Raw genomic sequence first — 16,223 nt, 5'->3', positions numbered from 1 at the left:
ATTCACTGATGCAGGTAACACCACGTAAGGGCAATCGAACATTTTTCCCGCGCCTGCCGCGCGATATCATCCATTACTCCAAACGCATCGCGTAATTTAAGCGCCAGATGCATGAATGGTGCGAATTCCAAATAGACGCTGTTATCCTCTGCTGCGCCTCCGGACGGCACCTGTCACTGAGCAAACTGCCGACCAGAATGGGCTTCTGGCACTATAGAGAGTTTATTTCGAAAAAAAACGCCCCCGGGCATACTCGCGCTAGTGCGATGGCCTACAAGGCTATCAAATTTTGTTTACTTAAATCAAACATATTTTGACGGGCTGATTCATCTCGCTATGGTCACGAAAACTGAAAACAAAAATCCGGCCCTCGAGCTGGGTAGCAAGATACGCGCGCTGCGCCAGCGGCTGAAGCGCACACTCGATGACACAGCCACAGCAGCACGCATTTCAAAACCCTTCCTCTCGCAGGTGGAACGCGGCCTCGCCACGCCTTCGCTGACGTCGCTAGCGGGGATCGCCAGCGCGCTCGGCGTCACCGTGCAGTATTTCGTCGACACGCCCAGCGAAGAACGCTCGGTCAGCCGCGGCAACCAGCTGAAGTTTTTCGGTTTCGCCGACTCTGCGAACCTGTTCGCGCGCCTGACCAACCTGACAGGCGGCCGTCAACTCGAAGCGATTCTGGTGAAGATGCCCCCAGGACAGAAACGCTCCGAGGTGAACACCCATGCAGGCGAAGAATTTCTGTATGTGATCAGCGGCAAGGTCTCGTTGACACTGGAAGGCAAGACATTTGCGCTACAGGCAGGCGATAGCGCGCACTACGAGTCGACCGTGCCGCATAGCTGGGCCAATACGGCGCGCGGCGAATCGCTGGTGGTTTGGGTCGGAACACCGAGATTGTTCTGATAAGGGCGCCCCGCCACCTTCGGTCAGGCCACCCGCTCGTTCGTCATGACACGTGAGAGGCCATGCATTGGCCGGCGCAATGCCACATCGAACGGGTTGGTCTGCGGTCCGAGTGCCTGAGCCTGGCGCCGCAATAATTCGACCACCATCGGCAGACGGTCGTCGCCGAGACGCGCGGCTAGCGTTCCGACGCTGAGCGCCGCCACCGCCACGCCGGTGCGGTCGAGAATCGGCACCGCCACGCCGGCCATGCCGTCCAGCACGCCGCTATTGCGGCCTGCGTACCCGAGTTGCCGCACCCGTTCGATTTCGGTACGCAAATAGACTTCGTCGAGCACGCCGTAGCCGCGAATGCGCGGCACATTGAAGCGAATGATTTCCTCCCGCTCGGCTTCCGGAAGAAACGCCAGAATCGCGAGACTCCCCTGCCCAACGCCAAGTGCCACGCGCCCGCCAATATCGCCGGTGAACGAGCGAATCGGGAACGGCCCTTCGCAGATGTCCAGACATACCGCGTCGAAACTGCTTTTGACCAGCAGGAAAATCGTGTCGCCAAGGCTCGCGCACAATCGCAACAACGCCGGCCGGCACAGCGTGCGCATGCCGCTCGGATTGCCCGCCTGAGCCGCGAGCGCAAAGAACTCGACGCTCAGGCGATACAGCTTCGAATTCTCGTCCTGCTCGACCATTCCCTCCGCGATCAGCGCGTGCAGGATGCGGTGTACCGTGCCCTGGGTCAGCCCCACCGCTTTCGCTAGCCGGGTGACGCGCCCGCCATCGGGTTGCGCATCGGCCAAGGCGCGGATGACGGCAAACGAGCGCTGCAGCATGCCCGTGCCGGGTGCGTCGGGGGCATCGGGCGTGTCGGCATGGGGGACCCCTCGCTTTGCGGCAGCATTCATAGTTTTTCCTCAAACTTATTCCACTGTACGGAACACTATAAAGATTTTTATTCGTCAATGGAATAGCCGACCGCTCCCCTCGCGCGCGCAATTTCTCCTGAATATTAGGGATTCCTCGCGCATCACAGAGCGGAATGATGCACCGCCATTCCGAACAATTCATTCCGATCAATGGAATTTTTTCCATTCTTATACCGCCAAACGGAATTTGCATTTGACGACGCATAATTTGGCTAGCTAGAGTCGGCTCCATCAGAAGCGTTGTCGATTCAGCCGGTGCCGAGCCACCGAAAGGCCAGATCATGTCGTTCCTCACACTCACGGACGTGACGAAAACGTTCGGCGACCTGCATGCCGTCGCCGACGTCAATTTGTCGGTGGAAAAGGGCGAATTCGTTTCGCTGCTCGGTCCTTCCGGTTGCGGCAAGACCACCACGCTGCAGATGATCGCGGGCTTCGTCGAGACCACACGCGGGCGCATCGTGCTCGATGGCCGCGACATCACACATACCAGGCCTAACCAGCGTGGACTCGGCATCGTGTTCCAGAGCTACGCGCTGTTTCCGCACATGAGCGTCGCGCAGAACGTCGCTTTCGGTCTGGAAATGCGCGGCATCGGCAAAACCGAACGCGCCGAACGGGTACGTGAAGCGCTGGCACTGGTGCGGCTCGACACGCTCGCACACCGCTTTCCACGCGAACTCTCCGGCGGCCAGCGGCAACGTGTGGCGCTGGCGCGCGCCATCGTCATCGCGCCGCCCGTGCTGCTGCTCGACGAACCGATGTCGAATCTCGACGCCAAGTTGCGCGAGGACATGCAGTTCGAACTGCGCGCGATCCAGCGCAAGATCGGCACGACCACCATCATGGTCACGCACGACCAGTCGGAAGCGCTGTCGATCAGCGACCGCGTCGTCGTGATGGAAGCGGGTCGCATCACGCAGGTCGATACGCCGTATCGCGCGTATGAGCGCCCCGAAAACCACTTCGTTTCGCAGTTCATCGGCAAGGCCAACATGCTGCCGGGCAAGATCGTCGCGCGCGATGGCAACGACATCCGCATCGACCTCGGCCACGATCTCGCCGAGACCGGCAATACCTCACAACTGCCGATGCGCGAGCGCGTCGTCAACATCGGCGATGCCGTCACCCTATGCATTCGCCCCGAAAAACTACGGCTCTGCGCAGCGGGCGCGGGACGTCTGCCCGCCACCGTCACCAGCCGCTTTTTCCTGGGCAGCCAATGGCTGTACCGGGTGGACTCGAAGCTCGGCGAAGTGCTGGTGTGTTGCCAGAACGAAGGTACGGAACCTTTAGCGGAAGGCGCCACGGTCGGCGTGGACTGGAATAGCGACGCGATCCGCTTCGTGCAGCGGGAGGCACGCCATGGCTAGCGCGCCGCCTCTTTCCTCTGATAACGCGGACAACGCCGATAGCACAGGCAACGCCAACGAGAGCGGCAACGGCAGCAACGGCGATAGTGGTCACCGCGCCGGAAGCACACGCCGCGCGCCATGGCATGCCTTTGTCCCGCTATGGCTGATGTGCGCACCCGCCTTCCTGCTCTTCGCAGCGCTGGTGCTGATCCCGCTCGCGATGACGCTCGTGCTGACCTTCTACCGCTTCGATCCTGCGAGTGGTCCGATTGCTGCATTCCAGTTCGGCAACTACGCGGAAGTGTTGACGTCGAGCTACTTCCACACGATCTTCCTGCGCACTTTCGGCATTGCATTCATCACCACCTTGTTGTGCGTGGTGATCGGCACACCCGAAGCGTACGTACTGTCGCGCATGCGCGATCCGTGGCGCTCGCTGTTCCTGCTGGTGATCCTGGCGCCGTTGCTGGTGTCGGTGGTGGTGCGGGCATTTGGCTGGAGCATGCTGCTCAATCCGGGCGGCCTGGTGAATCAGGCATTCGCCCTGGTGGGTCTCGGACCATACAAGCTCGAATACACGACCTTCGCGATCGTCATCGCTCTCGTGCACGTGATGCTGCCGTTCATGGTGATCCCCGTGTGGACAGCCCTGCAGAAGCTCGACCCGCAAACCGAAAACGCCGCACTGTCGCTGATGGCCTCGCCTGCCACGACGCTGCGGCGCATCGTGTTGCCGCAACTGACGCCGGGCATCCTGTCCGGCAGCCTGATGGTGTTCGGCCTGTCCGCGAGCGCCTTTGCGATTCCGGGCCTGCTCGGTGGACGACGCCTGAAGGTGGCCGCCACGGCTGTCTACGACGAATTCCTCAGCTCGCTGAACTGGCCGCTCGGCGCCACCATCGCCGTGCTGCTGCTGATCGCGAACCTGATCGTGATGTTGACCTACTACCGGCTGCTGGAACGCAGGTACGCCCGGAGCATGGGCTAATCCACCAGACGACGAGACTACGATGAGAAAAAACGGCCCTCTCGCGCTGATCTTTCATGCGCTCGTGATCCTGTTCGTGTTGGCCCCCCTCGTGATCGTGGTACTGGTCGCCTTCACGCCCGACGAGACGCTGACGTTGCCCACGCATGGTTTCTCGCTGCGCTGGTTCCGTGCGATCCTCGACTATCCCGACTTCATCTCGGCGTTTTTCAACAGTCTCAAGCTTGCCTTCGCGTCGGCCACGCTGTCGCTGATCGTCGCGCTGCCGGCTGCACTTGCCATCGGCCGGGCGCGCTTTCCTGGGCGCGGCTTTCTGAACGGTTTGCTGCTGTCGCCGCTGGTGATTCCCGGTCTCGTGCTGGGCATTGCGTTGCTGCGCTTTTTCGCGCTGATCGGTGCAACCGGCTCGTTCGCATGGCTCGTGCTGGCCCATATGATCATCATCACGCCGTTTGTGATGCGGCTCGTACTCGCCTCGGTCAGTGGCCTCGATCGCAGCGTCGAGCATGCGGCCGCGTCGCTCGGTGCGGATGCGTGGACCACGTTTCGCCGCATCACCTTTCCGATGATCCTGCCCGGCATCACCGGTGGATGGCTGCTCGCTTTCATCAACAGCTTCGATGAACTGACGATGTCGATCTTCGTCACCTCGCCGCAAACCGTCACGCTGCCGGTGCGCATGTACATGTATGCGACCGAATCGATCGATCCGATGATGGCCTCCGTCTCTGCGCTGGTGATCTTTATCACGGCCGGCGCGATGCTGCTGCTCGACCGCGTGTATGGGCTCAATCGCATTTTGATCGGGCAGCACTGATGACTTCTTCTGCTTCGCCTACCATGTCCGGCACGCTGCACGTACCTGAATCCTCCGCTGAACACCGCCCGCAATTCGTACGCGTCGCGGAGCTGCGGCGCGCGCCGCTCGCTTTCGTGCTTGATGGCAAGCCGGTCAGTGCCTTGAACGGCGACACTGTGCTGACTGCGATTCTGACGCAGCAGCGCGAGGTCCGTCGCAGCGAATTCAGTGGCGAACCACGTGCCGGCTTTTGCCTGATCGGCGCGTGCCAGGATTGCTGGGTGCGCAGCGAAGATGGTGTTCGTCTGCGGGCATGTTCCACTTTGCTCACGGAAGGCATGCGCATTGTTACGCACAGCGCTGCGCCGGTTGGCTGCGCGGTGAATGCCGCGAGTAGCGTTGGTGCTGCTGGGGACGCTGATGCTGCTGGTACTGCCGGTACTGCTGCGGTCGCCGGTAACGCCGGTAACGCGCGAGATGCTGGCAACCCAGCCGCCGACGGAGCCACGCCATGAAGCACGAACAACGCGTGGTGATCGTAGGCGCGGGACCAGCCGGCGTACGCGCCGCTGAAACGCTCGTTGCAGCGGGCGTGCGCCCCGTGGTGCTCGATGAAAATGCGCGCTGGGGCGGACAGATCTATCGCCAGCCGCCCGCCAATGCCGCATTCGAACGCACGAAGCAAACCCTCTACGGTTTCGAAGCCCGCAAGGCCGACGCCCTGCATACGACGATGGCGGCGCTGCTGCCGCATCTGGACTACCGGCCCGACACGCTGGCGTGGTCCTGCGGGCAAGGGCGCCTCGACACATTGCACGCAGGACGCGAAACCGGCGTGCCGTTCACGCATCTGATCATCGCCAGCGGCGCCACCGACCGCGTGCTACCCATACCCGGCTGGACCCTGCCGGGCGTCTATACGCTCGGCGGCGCGCAGGTCGCGCTGAAATCGCAGGGCTGCGCGATCGGCCAGCGCGTCGTGCTCGCGGGCACCGGTCCCTTGCTGTACCTCGTCGCGTATCAGTACGTGAAAGCCGGTGCGCGGGTCGTGGCCGTGCTCGACACCAGCGCGTTCTCGCAGCAGATCGCCGCTGCGCCGAAACTTGCACGCCAGCCCGTCACATTGGCGAAGGGGCTGTACTACGTGGGCTGGTTGCAAGCGCATGGCGTGCGGATCGAGCGCAATGTGACGCTCGTCGGCATCGGCGGCGGGCACCACGTCAAATCCATCGCCTGGCACGGTGCGGGCAACGGCGCAACTGAAGAGACCCTCGCCTGCGACGCAGTGGGCCTCGGCTTCGGCCTGCGTCCGGAGACCCAACTCGCCGATCTGGCCGGCTGCCGTTTCCGCTTCGACGCGCAGAATCGTTGCTGGCTACCCGAACTCGACGCCGCTGGACGCAGCTCGGTACCAGGCATTTACCTGGCCGGCGACGGCGCGGGCATCGCCGGCGCCGATGCCGCGGAACTCGCAGGACGCCGCACCGCCCTCGCCGTCCTCGACGATCTGGGTATTGCCCATCCCCGTGGCCCCAACATGCCCGGCGCAGCATCGCTCGAGCGCCGCTTGCAGCGCATCACCGTGTTCCGCCAGGGCCTCGAAGCCGCCTTCGCGCCGCCCGCCGGCATTGCATCCCAATGGCCTGACGAGATGACCGTGTGCCGTTGCGAAGAAGTGAACGCGGGCGCGCTGCGCGGCTGCATCCGCAGCGGTGGAGCAACCGAGATCAACCGCCTGAAAGCGCTGACCCGCGTCGGCATGGGCCGCTGCCAGGGACGCATGTGTGGCGAAGCCGCGCTTGCCCTGCTGAGCGCGGAAACCGGCAAGCCGCTGGAAGCGGTCGGCCGGCTGCGCAGCCAGCCGCCGGTCAAGCCGATTCCGCTCTCTCCCGCGCTGTATGCCGACGACGTCGCCGAGATACCCGAAGAGGCCCGCGATGAATAAGCCTCTGCACTACGACGTCGCGATTGCCGGCGGCGGCCTGGTCGGCGCCTCGGCTGCGCTTGCGCTCGCCAAAAGCGGCCTGCGCGTGGGCCTCTTCGAACGGCGCTTCTGTGGCGCCCAGGCGAGTGGCGTCAATTACGGGGGCGTGCGTTGCCAGGGACGGCCGGCCGAACAGATGCCGCTTGCCATGCGGGCACGGCGCGTCTGGGACCGCTTGCCTGAACTGATCGGCATCGATGGCGAGTTTGTAGTCTCCGGCCATTTGCGGCTCGCACGCAGCGAGTCCGATCTCGCCGCGCTCGAAACGTGGGCCCGGATGGCGCGCACGCACGGTCTCGATCCGCAAGTGATCGGCGGCAACGAATTCCGGCGCCGTTACCCGTGGCTGGGCGCTGCGGCCATCGGCGGCTCGCTGTGTGCCAGCGATGGGCACGCGAACCCGCGCCTCGTCTCGCCGGCCTTCGCTCGCGCTGCGCGTGCCGCAGGTGCGGATATCCGTGAGCAGACCGAACTGACCGAAGTTAGCCACGACGGCACGCACTTCCAGTTGCGCGCGGGCGATCAGCATTTCACTGCCGACTGGTTGATCAATTCCGCCGGCGCATGGGCCGACAAGATCGCCGCATCCTTTGGCGAAAGCGTGCCAATGAAGCCGATCTACCCGAACATGTGGGTCACCGAGCCACTGCCGCTCTTCATCACGCACAACCTGGGCGTGTATGGCGGCGGCATCTACGCGCGGCAAGTTGCACGCGGCAACTGCGTGGTCGGCGGCGGCCGTGGACACGGCGACGGCGAATACGGCCAGCCCTCCACCGACACCACCCGCGCCGTCATGCGCGATGCCTGCGCATTGTTGCCTGCGCTGCGCGACGCGCTGCTGATCCGCACATGGAGCGGCGTGGAAGGCGAGACGCCGGACAGCAACCCGATAATCGGCGCGAGCCGCACCGTGCCGCGCCTGCTGCACGCGTTCGGCTTCTCGGGCGGCGGCTTTCTGCTCGCGCCCGGGGTCGGCGAAGTGCTCGCCGATCTGATTACCCGCGGCGCGACCTCTACGCCGCTAGACGCATTTGCAATCGATCGTTTCACCTCCGTCCCTACCCTGCACGCTCTCTAGTCAAACCCAGGAGATCCATCATGAAACTATTCCGGACCATGGCGGCACTCGCCGCATTGTGTGCCTTCGGTGCTGCGACGCCGGCGTGGTCGCAGACCAAAACGATCTACATCGGCATGAACGGCGGCCCGATGGAGAAGGCCTATACGAGCCAGGTGTTCCCCGACTTCGAAAAAGCCAATGACGTGAAGGTAGTCGTGGTGCCGGGGACGTCGTCCGATATCCTCGCCAAGCTGCTCGCCAACAAGGCCAATCCGCAGATTCATGTGGTGTTTCTCGACGATGGCGTGATGGCGCGCGCGGTCAGCATGGGCGTCTGCAAAAAGCTCGACGACGCACCGGTGCTCAAGGAGTTGTACCCGTTCGCGCGCATGAAAGACGATATGGGCGCAGGCGTGCAACTCGGCATGACCGGCATTGCGTACAACAAGAAGCTGTTTGCCGAAAAGGGCTGGGCGCCGCCGACCTCATGGATGGATTTCGCCGATCCGAAGTACAAGGGCAAAGTGGTGTTCCAGTCGGAGTCGAGCAGCACGTTCGGCCTGCATGGCTTCCTCGCGATCAATCGTGTGATGGGCGGCAGCGAGCAGAACGTCGAACCCGCCTTTACGAAGTGGTCCACGACCGTCGGGCCGAACGTCGCGGAGTACATCCCCAACTCGGCCAAGATCTCGGAAATGGTGCAGACAGGCGAAGCCGCCCTGTTCCCGCTCACGCCGACCGGTGTCAGCGATCTGCAGGACAAGGGCATTCCGGTGGCTTACGCGAATCCGAAGGAAGGCGCGGTGCTACTGCTGGTCGACCTGTGCGTGGTGAACAACAACCCGGACCCCGCGCTCGCCCAGAAGCTCGCGCAATTCCTGCTGTCCGCTCCTGCGCAGACCAAGGCAGCCGACGCCGGCAAGCAGATTCCGACCAACCGCCTCGCGAAGATGCCGCCCGCGATGCAGCAAAGCCTCGGCAATGTCGAGGATCTGCTGCACAAGGTGACGGTGGTGGATTGGGATGCGATCAACGCGCATCGCGCGCAGTGGGATACGCGCTGGAACCGGCAGATCGAGCAGTAAGTACCTGCGGTGCGTGGTGCGTTGCAGCGTCGCTGCAGCGCACCGCGCTGCGCTTAAGCGGACATCATGACGGAAAGCGACACCGAGAACCAGATCGCGCACACGCCAGCCAAAAACAGACGCCGGGCCACGCGAATCCCGGCGTCGTTACTCTCCGACTCGACCGGGCGGGTTGCCATCCACGGCACCAGACCGAGGCAGGCGAAACCGCCCAGCGCGCACAGGACGACCAGCGCATCGGTGAATCTCCACGGCGCGGGCTCGTGGATCCCCCAGTAGCCGAGATAGACGATACCGATCGAAAACGTCGTCGCCGACGCCGAACTCAGCGCCACCACGGATCCCGTTGGACTCGGCATCATGCCCTCCTGTTGAACGACCGCCGCTGCGTTCGCGGCCTGATCGATTCTACTGCATGGCATGTTTCGTTCTAAGGCGTGCTGTGCGCCGTGCGCCGCAAAACCTCGCCAGCGGCGCCCCGACGCCCGGCTATTGCCCGACTATTCAGCCGTGCGTGCCTGACGAGCCTCGTAGGCCTTCAAATGGCTATACGCGATGCGCAACAGCGACAGCCCTGAATCGCGCTGTTGCGCCGATCCGCCGCGCTGGATCAGATCGCCGAGAATGTGGTCCGCTTCCGTGCGGGCGTGATTTTCGACATCGCGCAGCATGGAAGCCGTCAACGGCGAAGGAGTGAAGAGTGTCTGGTTGGCACGCGCGTCGAACTTCGGCCCCATCGAGAAGCCGTTGTGCTCCGCCACGGCGCGGCATTCGCCGAGCACGCCTTCAATCACGCGACGGCCATCCGGCGCACTCAGAATATCGGCCACTGCGCCACGGAACAGGCACGTGCTCGCCGCGAGCGTTGCAAGGAACACCCACTTTTCCCACATGCCCAGCAGAATATTGTCGCTCGTCGCGACGTCGAAACCTGCGCCGGACATGACCTCGCCAATTGCGCGCACGCGCTCCGACAGGCCGCCTTCCAGTTCGCCAAAAGAGATTGCCTGAGATTCGTTCAGGTGAACGATCTCGCGCTCGCGGTTGAGTGTCGCTGCGATAAAGCATTGACCACCGAGCACACGCGCAGCGCCGAACTTCTGCGTAAGGACATCGATGTGCCGCATGCCGTTGAGCAACGGCATGATCACCGTCGACGAGCCGACGAAAGGTTCGAACGACGCGATCGCATCGTCGAGGTTGTAGGCCTTGCAGCTCAGCACGACCAGATCGAACGGCTCGGCGGTATCGCCTGTCTGCACGGTCTTGACGTCACGCAGCGTGGCGTCGCCGTGCGCGCTCTTGATGACAAGGCCGGCACGCCGCAACTCTTCTGCCCGGCCGGCTCGCACGAGGAATGTCACGTCACGGCCAGCCTGAACCAGACGGCCGCCGAAGTAGCCGCCCACCGCACCTGCACCTACAACTAGAATTCGCATCGCTTTGTCTCTCGGGAGAATGTGTTGAGCCGTTCACGGGCACTGTGCCGCCCGCCGCCTGTAGGCCGCGGGACGCGAACCGGCGCATCTGCGTGAATGTAGCAAAAATTCCCGGTCCGCATCGACGCGGTGTGCATTGGGCAGCTCGCCTCCCTGCGCGCGCGCATTGGTGGCGACGCCGCTCCGCTTTCGCAAGGCTCAGAGAATTTCGAGCGCCAGCGCGATGCCCTGGCCGCCGCCGATGCACAACGTCACGATCCCGCGCTTGAGGCCATCGCGGCGCATCGAGTGGATCAGACGAGTGGTCAGCACGGCGCCCGTTGCACCGATCGGATGACCGTGTGCGATCGCCCCACCTTCGACATTGACGAGCGCTTCGTCGACGCCGAGCCTGCGCAACACGGCAATCGGCACAGCGGCAAAGGCCTCGTTGATCTCGACCCGCTCGACGTCCTTCAACTGCCAGCCGGCGCGCGCCAGCGCCATCTGTACGGCCGGCACCGGTCCAAGCCCGAACATACCGGGCTCGACCGCCGCCACGCCGTACGCGACGAGCCGCGCAAACGGCTCGATGCCGTGCGACTCAGCAAAGCCGCGCTCCGCAACCACCATCGCTGCCGCACCGCTGTTCAGACCCGGCGCGTTACCGGCGGTAATCGTGCCGTCGGGGCGGAACGCCGGACGCAGCCTGGCCAGCGTTTCCACCGTGGTGTCCGGACGAGGTTGCTCGTCGCGTGAGAATGGCTGCGGTCCCTTGCGTCCTTCGATCTGCACGCTCACTACCTCGGCATCGAACAGGCCGCGCTCCTGCGCCGCCGCGAAACGCTGTTGCGAACGTGCGGCCCAGCGGTCCTGCGCCTCGCGCGTGATGTCCATCAGCGTCACGAGGTCTTCGGTATGCCAGCCGGAATGCTCGCCGGAAAACGCATCCAGCAAACCATCGCGCAGCATGCTGTCGTGCACCTGAGCGTTGCCCATCCGATAGCCCCAGCGGCCTCCGTCGAGCAGATACGGTGCACGGTCCATATTTTCCATGCCGCCTGCCACCGCGGCGTCGCCCAGACCCAGCCAGATTTCATTTGCCGCCGATGCGATAGCCTGCGCGCCTGAACCGCAGACACGGTTCACGGTCAACGCCGGTACCGCGACCGGCACACCGCCGCCGATTGCCGCCTGGCGCGCCGGGTTCATCCGGTTGCCGGCCTGGATCACATTACCCAGCACCACCGAGCCCAGTCGTTCTGCCGCAAGACCGCTGCGACTCAGCGTCTCGCGCACCGCAACGGCACCGAGATCCGTCGCCGGCACCTCTTTTAGCGTCCCGTTGTAAGCGCCAATCGGCGTTCTCACCGGATTGCAGATCACTACATCTCGCTTGCTCATCATCATCTCCCGCTATGAAGTACCGCACGCCTACGCCCCGCATGCGCGAGGCAAGCGTGCCTCAATTGGCGGCCACCGCCGCCGGCGCATCCCATCCGCCGCCCAACGACCGGTACAACGCCACCGCCGCCAGCGCATGCTCGCGCTTCGCCTGATTCAATGCTTCGGAGTCCCGCAGATACGCTTCCTGCGCAGCCAGCACGTCGAGGAAGCTGGAAGCGCCGTCTTTATACAGTTCGGTAGACAGCCGCAGCGCATGACCGGATGCATCGAGTGCACCGCCCAGGCGCTCCACCTGCGTGGAATCGCTGACCAGATCGCTGCGCGTGTCTTCGACTTCCTTGAGCGCCTGCAGCATCGTCTGCTGCAAGCCGAGTTGCGATTCGCGCAGCTTGCTTTGGTGCTCGTCGATATTGGCGGTGATACGGCCCGCGTTGAAAATCGGGCTGGTCGCGTTCAAGGCGGCGCTAAACAGGTTGTCGGTCAGGGTTGGCAAGCCGAGATACGACGACGCCAGCAAACCATCCGCGAGATTCAGATTGAACTGCGGATAACGTTGCGCCTTCGACTGCCCCACTTCCGCTGCGCGTTGTTCGACGCTCGCATAGGCAGTCCGCACATCGGGACGGCGCAACAATGCTTCGGAGGGCAGAACTTGCGGCACGCTTTGCGCCGGCACGGGGATATCGCGCGCCGTCGTCAGCAACAGGTCATTGACGCTTTCCGGCGTACGTCCCGAGTAAACCGCGATCAGACTCAACTGATGCTGGATCGTCGACTGCACGTGCGGAATCTGCGCCTGCAGGTCCTGCAACTGGTTCTGCGCACGGGCGACGTCGAGCTGCGTCGACAGGCCATAGTGCAGCCGTTCTTGCGTCAGCTTCAACGCCCGGCTTCGAATCTGCTCGTTGTCGTTCAGGATCTGCAGCTCCGACTGCGCCCAACGCAGATCGATGTAGGCCGACGCAGTGTTGGCCGCGAGCGCGAGGCGCAGTTCGTCGAGCGCACCCTCACGGCCCGAAACCTGAGCCTCGGCAGCCAGCACCGCGAGCCGCTCGCCGCCGAAGACGTCGGGCGTCCAGCTCGCCGCTACGCCGAACCCAGCCTGACGTACGTAGCCGAGCGGTGGCGGCGCATTCTCCCGTTGGTCCGCGGCCGTCGCCGTAGCGTCGAGTTCGGGCAGCAACGTCGAGCGTTGTTGCGTGGTGACGGCCTGTGCCTGCTTGACACGCTCCACCGCAGCCTGCACATCCAGATTGCTGTTCAGCACCGACTCGACGAGTTGATGCATCACCGGGTCACCGAAGTGCGTCCACCAGGTATTTGCGTCCACCGTATCCTGCGGTGCGTCGACGCTCCACGCGGCGGGCGCCACAGCCTGAGCCGAGTGCGGCAGATCCGCGTGCGTCTCGGGCTGTACCGCACAGGCCGCGAGTCCCAGAAGCAGCGCACTCGCCATGCTATATGCTGCGATCGATTTCATATCGCTATCCTGATCAATATCTAATGAGCGTCGGGAGGCGGAACATTCAGGCCGAACGGACGCGAAAACGCCACGCTCACCAAAGCCACCACAAAACAAAGCGCCACCGCAAGATAGGCGTCGGAGAAGGTCAGCACCAGCGCTTCGCGCATCAGAAGCGTGTGCAGCAAGTCCAGTCCCGCATGGCCAGCATTGAGCGTGTCGCCGCCGATCGCGGCGAGCCGCGCAGCCTGCTGTTGCAGTAACCCTTCGACTATCGGACGCCCGGCTGTGACGTGCTCGTCGAGCCGCTCGTAGTGCAGGTTCAGGCGGTCGTTGAGCATCGTGCTGCTCACCGCAATGCCGATAGCACCGCCCAGGTTTCGCATCAGATTGAACAGCCCGCTTGCCGAGCGCAGCCGCGATTGCGGCAGCGAACCAAGCGCCATGGTGACTATTGGCGGCACGCAGAACTGCTGGCCGATACCGCGCAACGCCTGCGGCAACAGCAATTCCTGCCAGCCCCATTGGTTAGTCAACGGTACATACAGATAGCAGCCCAGACCAAAGCACGCGAGTCCGAAGACCATCAGCCAGCGCATGTTGATCACCCGTGCGAGCCGCGAATACGCCACCAGCGCGATCAATTGAAAACACCCCACGGACAGCAGCGCGATACCAATCTGCAGCGAATCGAAACCGCGCACGCGCCCGAGGAACACAGGTGTCAGAAACACCGTGCAAAAGAGGCCAATGCCCGTGATGAACGACAGCAGGCTGCCAATGCCGAAGTTGCGGATCGCCAGCGCACGCAAATCGACGATCGGCTCTTTGGCCGTGAACGCATGCACGAGGAACAGAAACCCGCTGATGGCGGAGACCCACGTACACAGCACGATCACGTCGTCGCCGAACCAGTTCTTGCGCGGCCCTTCTTCGAGCACGTATTCGAGGCAGCCAAGAAAAAGCGACATCAGCAGCATGCCGAGGTAGTCGCCTTTTTTTATCAGCGACAGCTCGACTTTATCGATGTGCACGAACTTCGGCACCAGCACCGTGACTAATACGCCCGGCACGAGGTTCAGGTAGAACAGCCAGTGCCATGACCACTGATCGGTGATCCAGCCGCCGATCACCGGGCCGATAGTCGGCGCAAGCGAAGCGAGCGCGCCGATGGTGGTGGACGCAATCAGCCGCTGTTTGCCGGGGAAAAGCACGAACGCGGTGGTGAACACAGTGGGAATCATCGCGGCGCCGAGTGCGCCTTGCAGGCCGCGAAACAGGATCATCGAGTTGATGTCCCACGCGAGGCCGCACAGCATGCTGGTGATCGTGAAGCCGAGGGAAGAGAACGCAAACAGCCAGCGCGTCGAAAAAACGCGCGTGAGCCAGCCCGACATCGGGATCACCATGATCTCCGCGATCAGGTACGAGGTCTGCACCCACGAGAGCTCGTCCTGGCTGGCGGACAGGCCGCCGCCAATATCCCGCAGCGAAGACGCGACGATCTGGATATCCAGCGTGGCCATGAAAAAACCGAGGCACATCAGCGCGAATGCAAACGCCTTGGTGCGGGTGGGCTGGTCGGCAGGGTTCAAGGGTTGGGTCATGGTCGGCAGGTCTCAGACGGACGTGGACGCGAGCGCAGAGCCGCGCGATTCGGCGCTGCGGTCACGAATGCGCCGGCGTGCTGCCGCCGCTGCCGACATGTACCTTCACCGTCGCAGACAAGCCGGGGCGCAGCACGCCCAGCATGTCTGGAGGCACCTCGAGGTGTATCCGCACCGGCACGCGCTGCACGATCTTCGTGAAGTTGCCGGTTGCGTTTTCTGCGGGCAGGACGCTAAAGGTCGCGCCAGTAGCAGGCGCCAGACTGTCGACCACGCCGTGCAGCGACTTGCTGGAAGCGTCGAGCGACACGTCGACCGCATCGCCCACGCGCATCTTCTTCAACTGGTCTTCCTTGAAGTTCGCGTCGACCCACAAACCTGTCGAAGGCACGACCGTCAGCAGCGAAACGCCGGTATTGGCGAGCAACCCCACCTGGGCCGTGCGATTACCAATGTAGCCATCCACCGGTGAGCGGATCGTGGTGTATTCGACGTTCAGCTCCGCGACGCGCTGTGCCGCCTGCGCCGTCGCCACGCGCGCCTGCGCCGCACCGATTTGCGCGTCGAGCACGCTGATCTGGCGCTGCGCGGCCAGCAGCGCCGCGCCGCTGCGATCCACCGCGGCATGCGCCTTGGTGAGATCCGCATCGGCGCGCTCGACGATCTGGTTCGACACGGCTTCGTCCTTGACGAGTTCGCGGTAACGGGTCTCGTCCTGGGCACTACGGGTCAACTCCGCGCCCGATGCCTTCACCTCGGCCGCCTGCTCGGCGATGGTCGCCAGTTGCAGCGACTTCCTGGCCTGCAACTCGGTGACCGCTGCCTGGGCGCTCTGGACGTCGGCGGTAGCTTGCGCGAGACGCGCATCGTAATCGCGCGAATCTAGCCGGATCAGTACCTGATTCACCTGCACGTGCTGATTGTCGTGGACCAGCAGATCGGTGACGAAACCGTTCACCTTCGGCGCCATCACCGTGACGTCGCCGCCGACGTAGGCATCGTCCGTGGTCTCGACAAAGCGGCCAATCACAAACCAGTACGACAGCGCCGCGGCCAGAACCACGGCCACGGCAATCACCGCGAGCAGCATCCACGGGGTACGTCGTGCCGGTTTTGCGAGGCCGGCGGCGCTGGGCGGAGCAATAGTCGAAGGTGTAGTGGACATGATGATGGTGTGTGTGTATGCACTAAATATTGGTCAAAGCGAGCGTGAAAACCACGCC

At 63.5% G+C, this 16,223-nt stretch carries 14 protein-coding genes and 1 pseudogene; 8 read left to right on the top strand and 7 right to left on the bottom strand.

Translation table 11 applies throughout. The annotated features are described in order from the left end of the window. Window positions 1-336 precede the first annotated feature (336 nt). Window positions 337-909, top strand: a complete 573-nt coding sequence (locus P3T24_RS20305) for a helix-turn-helix domain-containing protein (RefSeq protein WP_074267734.1) — start codon at window positions 337-339, stop codon at window positions 907-909. Window positions 910-932: 23 nt separating this feature from the next. Here P3T24_RS20305 and P3T24_RS20300 read toward each other — a convergent pair whose 3' ends face one another. After that, window positions 933-1,811: an IclR family transcriptional regulator gene (locus P3T24_RS20300; RefSeq protein ID WP_429409069.1), complete on the bottom strand. Its 879-nt coding sequence runs from the start codon at window positions 1,809-1,811 to the stop codon at window positions 933-935. 302 nt (window positions 1,812-2,113) lie between these two features. Between P3T24_RS20300 and P3T24_RS20295 the strand changes: the two genes are divergently transcribed. The 7 genes and pseudogenes from P3T24_RS20295 (at window position 2,114) to P3T24_RS20265 (ending at window position 9,106) form a co-directional block, all read left to right on the top strand. Next, complete coding sequence (locus tag P3T24_RS20295) at window positions 2,114-3,205, top strand: ABC transporter ATP-binding protein (protein WP_429437154.1); 1,092 nt, start codon at window positions 2,114-2,116, stop codon at window positions 3,203-3,205. Then, entirely contained in the window at window positions 3,198-4,175 is a 978-nt protein-coding gene (locus P3T24_RS20290) for an ABC transporter permease (protein WP_429437152.1), read from the top strand. Before P3T24_RS20295 ends, P3T24_RS20290 begins: the two co-directional genes overlap by 8 nt. 22 nt (window positions 4,176-4,197) lie before the next feature. Further along, complete coding sequence (locus P3T24_RS20285) at window positions 4,198-4,992, top strand: ABC transporter permease (protein WP_429437150.1); 795 nt, start codon at window positions 4,198-4,200, stop codon at window positions 4,990-4,992. 23 nt (window positions 4,993-5,015) lie between these two features. Beyond that, window positions 5,016-5,393, top strand: a pseudogene (locus P3T24_RS20280) ((2Fe-2S)-binding protein); the annotation flags it as partial. Window positions 5,394-5,485: 92 nt separating this feature from the next. Continuing rightward, window positions 5,486-6,919 (top strand): FAD-dependent oxidoreductase, encoded by a 1,434-nt coding sequence (locus P3T24_RS20275; RefSeq protein ID WP_429437148.1) that lies wholly within the window; start codon window positions 5,486-5,488, stop codon window positions 6,917-6,919. After that, entirely contained in the window at window positions 6,912-8,039 is a 1,128-nt protein-coding gene (locus P3T24_RS20270; RefSeq protein WP_429409074.1) for an NAD(P)/FAD-dependent oxidoreductase, read from the top strand. The genes P3T24_RS20275 and P3T24_RS20270 overlap by 8 nt, the downstream gene beginning before the upstream one ends. Before the next feature lie 20 nt (window positions 8,040-8,059). Further along, entirely contained in the window at window positions 8,060-9,106 is a 1,047-nt protein-coding gene (locus P3T24_RS20265; RefSeq protein WP_074267727.1) for an ABC transporter substrate-binding protein, read from the top strand. Window positions 9,107-9,159: 53 nt separating this feature from the next. Here the strand turns inward: P3T24_RS20265 and P3T24_RS20260 are convergent, their stop codons facing one another. The 6 genes from P3T24_RS20260 to P3T24_RS20235 all read right to left on the bottom strand — a co-directional run bounded on the left by P3T24_RS20260 (window position 9,160) and on the right by P3T24_RS20235 (window position 16,165). After that, window positions 9,160-9,465 carry a hypothetical protein gene (locus P3T24_RS20260; RefSeq protein WP_074267726.1) on the bottom strand — a complete coding sequence of 102 codons (306 nt, stop codon included), beginning with the start codon at window positions 9,463-9,465 and terminating at the stop codon, window positions 9,160-9,162. Window positions 9,466-9,606: 141 nt separating this feature from the next. Further along, window positions 9,607-10,545 (bottom strand): 2-dehydropantoate 2-reductase, encoded by a 939-nt coding sequence (panE, locus tag P3T24_RS20255; RefSeq protein WP_429288034.1) that lies wholly within the window; start codon window positions 10,543-10,545, stop codon window positions 9,607-9,609. A 198-nt stretch (window positions 10,546-10,743) separates the two neighbouring features. After that, window positions 10,744-11,928, bottom strand: a complete 1,185-nt coding sequence (locus tag P3T24_RS20250) for a thiolase family protein (RefSeq protein WP_429409076.1) — start codon at window positions 11,926-11,928, stop codon at window positions 10,744-10,746. A 61-nt stretch (window positions 11,929-11,989) separates the two neighbouring features. After that, the gene (locus P3T24_RS20245) at window positions 11,990-13,411 is read right to left on the bottom strand and encodes an efflux transporter outer membrane subunit (protein ID WP_429409077.1); all 1,422 of its coding nucleotides are present in this window, start codon (window positions 13,409-13,411) and stop codon (window positions 11,990-11,992) included. A 20-nt stretch (window positions 13,412-13,431) separates the two neighbouring features. Continuing rightward, complete coding sequence (locus P3T24_RS20240; RefSeq protein WP_429437146.1) at window positions 13,432-15,000, bottom strand: DHA2 family efflux MFS transporter permease subunit; 1,569 nt, start codon at window positions 14,998-15,000, stop codon at window positions 13,432-13,434. A gap of 61 nt (window positions 15,001-15,061) precedes the next feature. Beyond that, window positions 15,062-16,165 carry an HlyD family secretion protein gene (locus tag P3T24_RS20235; RefSeq protein WP_174567549.1) on the bottom strand — a complete coding sequence of 368 codons (1,104 nt, stop codon included), beginning with the start codon at window positions 16,163-16,165 and terminating at the stop codon, window positions 15,062-15,064. Window positions 16,166-16,223 lie beyond the last annotated feature (58 nt).

Origin of the sequence: Paraburkholderia sp. GAS33, from assembly GCF_050436645.1 — a bacterium.
Taxonomy (GTDB): domain Bacteria; phylum Pseudomonadota; class Gammaproteobacteria; order Burkholderiales; family Burkholderiaceae; genus Paraburkholderia; species Paraburkholderia phenazinium_B.
This window is presented reverse-complemented; position numbering and strand designations above follow the sequence as displayed.